The organism is Streptomyces purpurogeneiscleroticus, from assembly GCF_020024005.1.
In the GTDB taxonomy this organism is placed as follows: Bacteria; Actinomycetota; Actinomycetes; order Streptomycetales; family Streptomycetaceae; genus Streptomyces; species Streptomyces purpurogeneiscleroticus.
Map to the genome: position 1 here is coordinate 1 of NZ_NHSG01000490.1, position 8,650 is coordinate 8,650.

Consider the following 8,650-nt stretch of genomic DNA (forward strand, 5'->3'; position numbering starts at 1 on the left):
GCGCGGGGGGCGCGGAGGCGGGGACCGCGGCGAGTGCGGCGGGCTCCCTGCCCGGACAGCGCGCGCGGCCCAGCCAGCCGCGTGCCACGCCGGTGATCGGGTGGCCCTGCGGACACGCCGTGCGCCGGCCCTCCTCGGGCTCGACGGCCAGGCGGTAGGCGGCGCGCGGCACGAGCAGCCCGGCAGCGGCCCCGTACACGGCGGCGAGGGCGATCAGGAGCGGATGCACCCCTCGACGGTACGGGCGATCACCGCTCCGGTCATGGGCCCTGAGGCCCAACCACCGGCCACGCGGCCCTCGTACGGGCCGCGGCGGCGGTAACATCCCGGCCCGGCGTACGGGAGGGGACACCATGGGCAGCAGGTGGCAGGACGGCCGGGGGCGGCTGCGGGTCGTGGACGGGGAACGGGGCGCGGACAGCGATGTCCCCGTGGAGATCGCGGCGTCCTACCGCGCCAGAACCCGCGGGCTGCTGGGCCGGGACGGCATCGAGGGGGCCGTCCTGCTGACGCCCGCGAGCAGCATCCACACCTTCCGGATGCGCTTCGCGATCGATGTCGCATACCTGGACCGGCACCTGACCGTCCGCGCCGTCCGCACCATGCCCCCGAACCGGCTCGGCCGTCCCCGGCTGCGCGCCCGCCACATCCTGGAGGCCGAGGCGGGCGCGATGGCCGACTGGGGGCTCCGGCCGGGCACCCGCCTGACGATCGAGACCTCTTAGGCGGTCACCGCGGTCACCACTTCGCGCGGTCCATCGGGTACGGCAGTTCCTCCAGCGCGCCGGACTTGCGGAGCAGGCCGTTGACCGCGAGCACGTGGTCGGCGTCCGGTGCCGTGCCGTCCGGCCGGCCGAGGTCGATGACCAGGCCGCCGTGCTCGGTGTACGCCCGGCGCCCCGGTACGTCCTCCGGGACCACCGCCCGGCGGCGGCTGGAGAGGTACACGGCCCGGCCGCAGCGCGGCGTGGAGTTGTCGAGCTCGTACTCCTTCTCCAGCGCGCCGAGGAGGTCGTCGTCGGCGATGTCGCCCCAGTCCGCGTCCCACTCCTCCGCGATCGCGGTGAGGACCTCGGGGAGCCGGGTGACCAGCGGTGCGGAATCGTTCAGGTCGGCGGAGCGGACGGTGATGACGGCGGTCTGCGGCGCGAACGCCGGGGTGCCGCCGGCCCCGACGCTCAGGGTGATGATCGGCCGGCCGGGCCGGGCCGCGACCAGCACGGCGGAGTACCCGATCGTGGCGGCGTCGTCCTGGGGGTTGACGCGCGAGAGGTACGAGGCGAACCACGCCGCGTCGACATTCTCGGGCAGCTGCTCCGCCTGTCCGACCGCCTCGGCCCGCCAGCCCGCGAAGTCCTCCGGCGCGATCCTCGCCAGCCGCCGCAGGAGTCGCAGCCAGCGCTCGGCGAGCTGGTCCGGGCTCTCCTGCCGCGGGCCCCAGACACCGCCGACCGTCAGATCCAGTGTCACGTCAGCTCCCACTCAGGTGTTCCGTATATTGCCTTTCGTCGCCGCACCCGCGGGCTGTTGCCGCGGGTACGCCGGCCGGCGCGTACGGCAGCCATCAGGCCGGCGCCCGCCCGGTCCGGATGCACGCTGTCATCCGCCCCCGGGCCGCGTCGAGTCCGGCCTGGGCCTTCTTCACCACCTTCACGGGGATATGTGGTGTCTCTTCACATCGAGGCGCCCGTCACGGCCGCCGGGCCGGTCACTCGGCCCGCCGCTCACTCGGCCCGCGGGAAGGACACCTCCACGCGGCGGTTCTTCTTGCGGCCTTCCTCGGTGTCGTTGCTGGCGACGGGCGCGTCCTCGCCGTAACCGCGGATCTCGAAGGTGATGCCGCTGCCGTCGAGGTCCTCGTTCAGCTGCCGCTGGACGGCGTCCGCGCGCTGCTTGGACAGCTTCAGGCCGTGCTCGGACGAGCCGAGGTCGTCGGTGAAGCCGGCCACCGTCACGTTCGTGGCCTGCTGCTCCTCGATCTCGTCGGCGATCTGCGCGATGCGGTCGTTCGCCACGTCCGAGAGCTCCGCGCTGTCCTTGCCGAACAGCACCTCGGCCTGGAGCTGGAACTTCACGTCGGAGTTGGAGTCCTCGCGCTGCTCCGTGCCGCGCTCGTCGCCCACGACCGTCTTGATGTCCAGCACCTTGGGCGCGGCGAGGGTCTTGCCCTCGGGGAGCTTGAGGTCGGGGTCGTTCACGTCGACCTTGCCGCGGAAGACGGAGGGCGCGGCCGGTACGTCCTCGTCGGCGAGCGCGGCCGGCCCGCCGGTCAGTGTCAGGCCCGCCGCCAGCGCCGAGGACAGCAGCAGTACGGGCCCGCGCACGCGGTAGCGGTGAGGGGTCCTCATCGGATCACGCGTCCGTGAGCGTGAGGGAGACGGCCTGGAAGGTCGGGATCTGCAGGTCCACGTCGGTCGTGCTCTTGGGCGGCGCGGGGAACTGCATGAAGACCTTCTGCGCGGAGTTGGCAGCGACGATGCCGAGCCCCGTGGTGGCCAGCGGGCGGTTCTCCGTGTCCCGCAGCGTGTAGTACCGCTTCTTCTCGGCCTTGTCCACGAGGGTGGCGCCGCCGAGGGAGTCGCCGGCGGCCCGCTTCATGGCCAGCTCGGGACCGGTCCACTGGGCGGTGTCGGTGAAGTCCTCGTCCGAGGAGTTCTTCAGGTTGCCGTTGACGGTGACGAAGCCGCTGGAGTCGCGCGTCGCCGACGTCACGTCCAGCGTGATGCCCTGCGGTCCGTGCAGCGTGGCGATCACCGTGTCCTCGGCCGGCTGCTCGGGCTGCTTGGCCCGCTCGCCGCCGCTGCCCTGGTCACCGGTGTGCCGCTGGCTGGACGACGGTATCTGCGTCTCCGTCTTCGGCTGGTCCTCACCGCACGCGGACAGCGTTAAGGCGAGCGCCGCCGCGAGGGAAGCGGCGGCCACCGTCCGTCGCGCCGGGGTGATCTGCCACATACTCATGAACTCGTCCTCTACTCGTCTTCGCGCCGTCAGCCGTGAGAGGGCTTCAGTCGGCAAGCTTTACGGAGAACAGATCGGCCGCGCGCGGGAAGTCCGGGTGCGCGGGATCCGGTTCCTCGGGATCGATGGACCACTCCTGGCCGTCGCACATCAGGTTCAGGTGCTCGGATTCGCGGTCCTTGTCCTTGTCGCCCGCACCGGGCTCCGGCTCGTCCGCACCGGGCTCCGGTTCCGGTTGCTCGTCGCCGGTACCGCCCCCGCCCGGCTCCTCGTCCGCTGGCAGGGCACACTTCGGCTCGATGACCGCGGTGGCCCGTGCCTCCGCCTGCTCGTTCTCGGTGCCCGGGATGACCGAGGCGCCCATACCGCCGGTGGTGCGCACCTGGACGGTGAAGCCCTGCCGCTGGTCCATCAGTTGCCGGCAGCCGTCCCCCGCCACCGCGGCGTCGTTGTGCTGCGCGAAGCTACCGGCCGCGAGGCAGGCCCGGACCGCGTCGTAGCGCTGTCCTTCAAGGAGTACGGGCCAGTCGGCGGGCTCGTGGAGGGAGCCGATCAGGGCCTCGCGCAGCTGTTCGCGGGCGTCCTGCGCGGCCGCCAGCGCCGCCGCATCGGCCGCGGACTGGGCGCCGTTGCGGGCGGCCGCAGCCTGTCCGACCGCGAAGTACGCGAACGCGAGAAAGAGCAGGCCCGCCACCACCGTGATGTAGATGGGGAGGGCCTGCCCTGAATCGCGGCACGTCCGCAGCGCCGCGCGCGAGATCCGCGGCGCGGGAAGGTTCAGCCGGTCTTGACGCTGTTGATCGCGGCCTTGATCTTGTTCTTGATCGTGTCGCCGATGTCCGTGAAGCCCGCGATCGCCGCCATGATCGCCACAACCACCACGATCATGCCGATGTACTCCACCGCGGTCTGCCCCTTGGAGCGCTCCCGCCCGTACATCCGCTCGATGCAGGCGTCCCGCCAGGTACCGACGTACACCTGAGTGGCGGTCGTGGCCTTGAGCATCCGCTGGTTCATGATGGTGGTGTTCCCCTCCGGGTCCGGCCGGCCGGGTGAGGGCCGGCGCGCAGGTTTCCACGCCGTACGTGGCACCTGCTTCCCCCCGGCCGGTACCGCCGGCGACTCCGGAAACGTACGCCCGAGCACCCACGCCGGGCATGGGTCCCCGGGCCCAAACCCGGGCCCAAACCTCCCCACGGGCCCAAATTCCGGTGCGGACCGCGCCGGGCCCCCGTCGGGCCGGGCGGCCCGTCCCCCCTTCAGCCATGGCTCTGCGTTCCCCTTCGGGCGGTACCGAGCCAGACCGCGATGGCCTGGCTCCGGCTGGTGGCGTGCAGCTTGGTGAAGATCCGGTTGATGTGGTTCTTGACGGTCTTCTCGCTGATGAAGCAGGTGGCGGCGATCTGCGCGTTGGTCATGCCTGCCGCGATCAGTTCCATCACCTCCGCCTCGCGATGGCTCAGCCCGAACCGGTCCGTGCCGTTTCCCTGCTGCGCCCACCGGGCACCGTCCCGCTGTGCGGGGACGGCAGCGGCCGCTCGGTGCGGCCCAGTCGCAGACTGTGCCATATCGACTTGCGGTTGCGAAGTAGTTTGCACCGGACGCGATGAATTCGAGACCGAGTACACCCCGCAATACTGCGAACTAGCAGCAGCGGCCGGGCCATTCTGACTGGAATTGCCATTTGCAGCAGCAGCGCGTTCGTCCGGTCCGCCCGTACGGTGGCCGGAAGGTGAAGCCCCGGCTCCTTGGCCGGTTCCGTACGGCGCGCCGCCCGCCGGCTCCGCCCCGTACGCCGCGCCCAGGCCGTCCGGGAGGGGCTGTGGGGGGACGCCCGGGGCGGGCGGCTCCGAACGGACGTGGGCGAGCAGGGCGTTGCAGGCCGTGGCGGTGAAGCGGGCGCGGCCCGCCGTGATGTCCCGTACCGCGTCGGCCAGTTCGTCCGCGGTGAACTCGCCGTGCACGAGATAGCCGCCCGCGCCCAGCCGCAGCGACTCCCGTACGAGCTCGCTCTCCCGGCTGTACGTGAGCATCATGACGGGCGCGAGGCGGGCGAGGTGGGGCAGCGCCGAGATGCCGTCGACGCCGGGCATCCGGACGTCGAGCAGGACGACGTCGGGGCGGTGCTGCCGCGCCGCTTCGTACGCCTGGCGGCCGTCGGCGGCCTCCGCGACGACCCGGAGGTCCGGGCGCCCGGAGAGGAGGACGGTGAGCCCCGCGCGGACGACGGGGTTGTCGTCCGCGACGAGGACCCGCAGGGGCGCGCACGGCTCGGGCTGCGGGCCGTCCGTGAAGGCCGCCGGGGCCTCCCCGAAGGGCGACGGGTCCGCCGCGGCCGACGGCCCGTCCCCGAAGGCGAACGGATCGTCGTCCAGGACGAACATCTCGTCGTCGAAGGGGAACATGTCGTCGAAGGGGAACGGGTCGGTGGCGGGCGCGCCGCCCGGATCACGGAATCCCGGCATGGTGCGGCCTCCTCTCACGGCCTGGCGGATGGACGGGACGGCGGTACGGGAAGCGGCGCGAACGGCGCCTTGGGCAGGACGGCCGCCAGGGGGAGTTCCACCCGGACCTCCGTCCCCTTGGTCGCGCGGCCGCGGCCGATGCGGATGCGGGCGCCGATGCCGGCCGCCCGCTCCACCATGCCGACCAGGCCGAAGTGCCCGGCCCTGCGCAGGCCGTCCAGGGTGGTACCGGGCGGCAGGCCGCGGCCGTCGTCGTACACGCTGATGCGCAGGCTGCTCTCGACCACGCCCGCCGTGACGTCCAGCCGGCTGGGTGCCGCGTGCCGGCGGGCGTTGTCCATGGCCTCGGTGACGATGGTGAGCAGCTGGCGGGCGATGGCCTGCGGGAGCGGGGGTGCGGGATCGTCACCCAGCGGGCGGTAGCAGGCCGTGAAGCCGGTACGGCGGGCGAAGTCGGCGACCCGCGCGCGCAGTTCGCCGAAGACGTCGACGCCGCCGTCCAGGCCGGTCTCGCGCCGCAGGTCGGAGAGGAGTTCGCGGGACTCGGCCGCGGCCCGGCGGGCGGCCCGGGCGACCAGCTCGGCCCGGCGCTTGACCGTCGTGGGGTCGGTGCGGTCGGCGGAGGAGGCCAGGCCGTCGGCGGCCAGCGCCAGGCCGTGCAGCGTCTTGGCGACCGAGTCGTGCATCTCGCGGGCGAGCCGGGCGCGTTCGGACTCGACGGCCTCGTTGACGGCGAGCCGGGAGCGGGTCTCGCTGAGCGCCTGGCTGGCCGCGCCGAACCGCAGCATCAGATTGCGCAGGGTGACGCCGACCGCGCCGGCCAGGACGCAGACGCCGGGCAGCAGGGTGGAGCCGGCGAGCGTGATGTCGAGGTCCGCGTCGCCGACGTACGCCAGCAGGACGACGCAGACGGTCAGCGAGGCGAAGACGCCCGCGCCGCGCCAGCCGTAGGCCAGGCCCGCCAGCAGCGGCGTGCACATCGTGACGTAGCTCAGCGGGCTGGCGGGCGAGGCCGTGAAGAGGAGGAGGGCGCCGAAGGCGGCGTCCAGGGCGAGCAGCCAGTGGTGGCGCAGCAGCAGCGGCCCGAAGCGCTCCCAGTCGCGGAAGAGCATGTAGGACGCCATGAAGGTGAACAGCACGGCGGAGCAGACCAGGATGGTGGGCCAGCCGCGCTTGGTGCCGTAGATGGCGAACGGGGTGGCGAGGGCGATCATCGCCAGCCGGAATCCGAAGACCTGCCGGCACAGCGCCTGGAGGGCGCTGAGCTGGAGGCGGAGCGTGGGCTCGGCGTTGGGCGCGGCCGGGTCCTCGGGGCCGTGCGGCGGCAGCGGGCCGCCCGCGGTGATGGGCGCGGCGGCGCGCCGCCGGAACACACCGCCCCGCCGGTCCCGCCGGTCCGCCGCGCCGCGCCTCACCCCAGCAGCCCCGATCCCAGGAACATCCCCGCGCCGATCAGCAGGATCGTGGCCGGGACCATGACCATCGTGATCGTGGTGGTGGCCTTGGGGACGGCCCTGGCCGCCTTGCGGCGGGCGTTCTGGGCGTCGGTGCGCCGCATGTCGTTGGCGATCGCGATGAGCGTGTCGACGATCGGCGCGCCCAGCTCCTCGCCCTGCTGGAGCGCGGTGACGAACATCGCGACCTGCTCGGAGTCGTTGCGCCGGCGCAGCTCCTCGAACGCCTGGCGGCGGCTGACGCCCATGTCCATCTGGCGGAGCGTGATGCGCAGTTCGTCGGACCAGGGGCCCTCGTACTTCTCGGCGGTACGGTCCAGGGCCTGGCGGAAGCCGAGGCCCGCGGAGACCACGACGGCGAGCACGTCGAGGAAGTCGGGGAGGGTGCGCTCGATGGCTTCCTTGCGCTGCCGGACGGCGGACCAGAGGGCGACCTCGACCCAGAAGAGGCCGAACGCGACCATCAGGAGGGCCAGTACCGGCTGGCCGTTCGCCGCCATCGCGAGGGCGCCGAGCGCGCCGGTGACGCCGTAGACGAAGCGGCGGGCCGCGTACCGGTCGACGGTGAGGCCGCCGGGGTTGCCCGCCATGTCGATGCGCTTGCGCAGCCGGTCGACGCGCTGGGGGCCCATCATGCGCAGCACCATCGGCGCGTACCGCATGCCGAGCCGGTCGATGGCCGAGCCCGCCGCGCTGGTGCGGGAGGAGCCGACCTCCAGTGCCACGACGAGGTCGCCGGGCAGCTTGGCCTCGGAGCGGTACAGCCGCCAGCCGTACACCGCGCCGAGGACGGCGAGGCCGAGGAGGAGGGCGAAGAGGAGTCCCATGGTGCGCCTCTCAGACGTCGATCTTGCCGAGCCGGCGGACGAGGAAGAAGCCCAGCGCGTACAGGGCGAGCGAGACGAGGATCGTGCCCTGGCCCAGCACGCTGCCGGTGATCTTGTCCAGCGCGCCGGGCCAGATGCCGTTCATGACGAGCAGCGCGCCCAGGCCCAGCAGCGGGACGACGTACCCGGTGGCGGTGACCTGCGACAGCTGCGTACGGACCTCGCGGCGGGTCTCCTTGCGCTCCTCCAGGGTCTCGGTGAGGTTGCGCAGCGAGCTGACCACCGTGCCGCCCGCCCGGTTGGCGAGTACCAGTGTGGTGACCAGGACGACCAGCTCGCGCGAGGGCAGCCGTTCGGCGAGCGCGCCGAGCGCGTCGTCGATGGAGTGGCCGACGGCGAGCTGGTCGGCGACCTTGCCCAGCTCCTCGCCGGCCGGGGCCTCCAGCTCCTCGGCGGCCATGGCCAGCGCGGTACGGAGCGCCAGGCCCGCCTGGGTGGCGTTGGCGAGGACCCGGGAGAGCTCGGGGAGCTGGTTGATGAACCGCTCGGTGCGCTTCTGGCGCTGCCAGTTGAGGTACGCGAACGCGCCCCACAGGCCCGCGGCGCCGGCGATCGGCCCGAAGAACGGCGCGAGCAGCACACTGGCGAGGAGCCACAGGCCGAGCACCGCCGCGACCATGGCCGCGAAGAACGTGCCGGGCGTGAGGTCCAGGCCGGTGGCCGCGAGCCGGAGCTCCAGCCGCTTGCCGAACCGCGTCCCGCGCAGCCGGCGGTCCAGGCCGTCGAAGCCGCGGCGGTGGCCCGGCGCGCGGAACTGCCCGGTCCGGTCGAGCCGGTCGACCAGCTCGGCGTGCTGCGCCCGGCCCGAGGCGACGGCGTGCACGCCGAGCACGCCCAGCACGCAGCACAGCAGCGTGGCGCCGATCGTCAGGAGCGCGAGGTTGTC

Annotated in this window: 10 protein-coding genes and 1 pseudogene; 1 reads left to right on the forward strand and 10 read right to left on the reverse strand. The window is 73.1% G+C overall.

Annotation, left to right across the window (positions count from 1 at the left end; all coding sequences use genetic code 11):
• Window positions 1–229, reverse strand: a pseudogene (locus CCS38_RS34990) (prepilin peptidase); the annotation flags it as partial.
• 124 nt (window positions 230–353) lie between these two features.
• Here CCS38_RS34990 and CCS38_RS34995 point away from each other — a divergent pair.
• On the forward strand, window positions 354–725 hold the full coding sequence (locus CCS38_RS34995) for a DUF192 domain-containing protein (RefSeq protein ID WP_223737649.1): 372 nt from the start codon (window positions 354–356) through the stop codon (window positions 723–725).
• 13 nt (window positions 726–738) lie between these two features.
• Here the strand turns inward: CCS38_RS34995 and CCS38_RS35000 are convergent, their stop codons facing one another.
• The 9 genes from CCS38_RS35000 to CCS38_RS35040 all read right to left on the reverse strand — a co-directional run.
• Window positions 739–1,470, reverse strand: coding sequence for an Imm52 family immunity protein (locus tag CCS38_RS35000; protein ID WP_223737650.1), 732 nt, complete (start codon window positions 1,468–1,470; stop codon window positions 739–741).
• A gap of 254 nt (window positions 1,471–1,724) precedes the next feature.
• Complete coding sequence (locus CCS38_RS35005) at window positions 1,725–2,348, reverse strand: OmpA family protein (RefSeq protein ID WP_223737651.1); 624 nt, start codon at window positions 2,346–2,348, stop codon at window positions 1,725–1,727.
• 4 nt (window positions 2,349–2,352) lie between these two features.
• On the reverse strand, window positions 2,353–2,958 hold the full coding sequence (locus CCS38_RS35010; protein WP_223737652.1) for a hypothetical protein: 606 nt from the start codon (window positions 2,956–2,958) through the stop codon (window positions 2,353–2,355).
• Window positions 2,959–3,004: 46 nt separating this feature from the next.
• Complete coding sequence (locus CCS38_RS35015; RefSeq protein WP_308050911.1) at window positions 3,005–3,739, reverse strand: pilus assembly protein TadG-related protein; 735 nt, start codon at window positions 3,737–3,739, stop codon at window positions 3,005–3,007.
• Window positions 3,736–3,975: a Flp family type IVb pilin gene (locus tag CCS38_RS35020; RefSeq protein WP_223737656.1), complete on the reverse strand. Its 240-nt coding sequence runs from the start codon at window positions 3,973–3,975 to the stop codon at window positions 3,736–3,738. Before CCS38_RS35020 ends, CCS38_RS35015 begins: the two co-directional genes overlap by 4 nt.
• Before the next feature lie 242 nt (window positions 3,976–4,217).
• Window positions 4,218–5,342: a response regulator gene (locus tag CCS38_RS35025; protein WP_372457210.1), complete on the reverse strand. Its 1,125-nt coding sequence runs from the start codon at window positions 5,340–5,342 to the stop codon at window positions 4,218–4,220.
• A 95-nt stretch (window positions 5,343–5,437) separates the two neighbouring features.
• Window positions 5,438–6,769: a sensor histidine kinase gene (locus CCS38_RS35030; protein ID WP_372457211.1), complete on the reverse strand. Its 1,332-nt coding sequence runs from the start codon at window positions 6,767–6,769 to the stop codon at window positions 5,438–5,440.
• A gap of 65 nt (window positions 6,770–6,834) precedes the next feature.
• A complete protein-coding gene (locus CCS38_RS35035) occupies window positions 6,835–7,704 on the reverse strand; it encodes a DUF5936 domain-containing protein (RefSeq protein WP_223737654.1) in 870 nt (289 codons plus the stop codon).
• Between the two features lie 10 nt (window positions 7,705–7,714).
• The coding region (locus CCS38_RS35040; RefSeq protein WP_372457209.1) for a type II secretion system F family protein at window positions 7,715–8,650 on the reverse strand (936 nt) is incomplete at its 5' end.

Excerpts from the sequence above, each read along its gene's own strand:
- CCS38_RS35025 (WP_372457210.1), bottom strand. The coding sequence starts at position 5,342 with ATGTTCGTCCTGGACGACGATCCGTTCGCCTTCGGGGACGGGCCGTCG.
- CCS38_RS35005 (WP_223737651.1), bottom strand. The coding sequence starts at position 2,348 with ATGAGGACCCCTCACCGCTACCGCGTGCGCGGGCCCGTACTGCTGCTG.
- CCS38_RS35020 (WP_223737656.1), bottom strand. The coding sequence starts at position 3,975 with ATGAACCAGCGGATGCTCAAGGCCACGACCGCCACTCAGGTGTACGTC.
- CCS38_RS34995 (WP_223737649.1), top strand. The coding sequence starts at position 354 with ATGGGCAGCAGGTGGCAGGACGGCCGGGGGCGGCTGCGGGTCGTGGAC.
- CCS38_RS35010 (WP_223737652.1), bottom strand. The coding sequence starts at position 2,958 with ATGAGTATGTGGCAGATCACCCCGGCGCGACGGACGGTGGCCGCCGCT.
- CCS38_RS35035 (WP_223737654.1), bottom strand. The coding sequence starts at position 7,704 with ATGGGACTCCTCTTCGCCCTCCTCCTCGGCCTCGCCGTCCTCGGCGCG.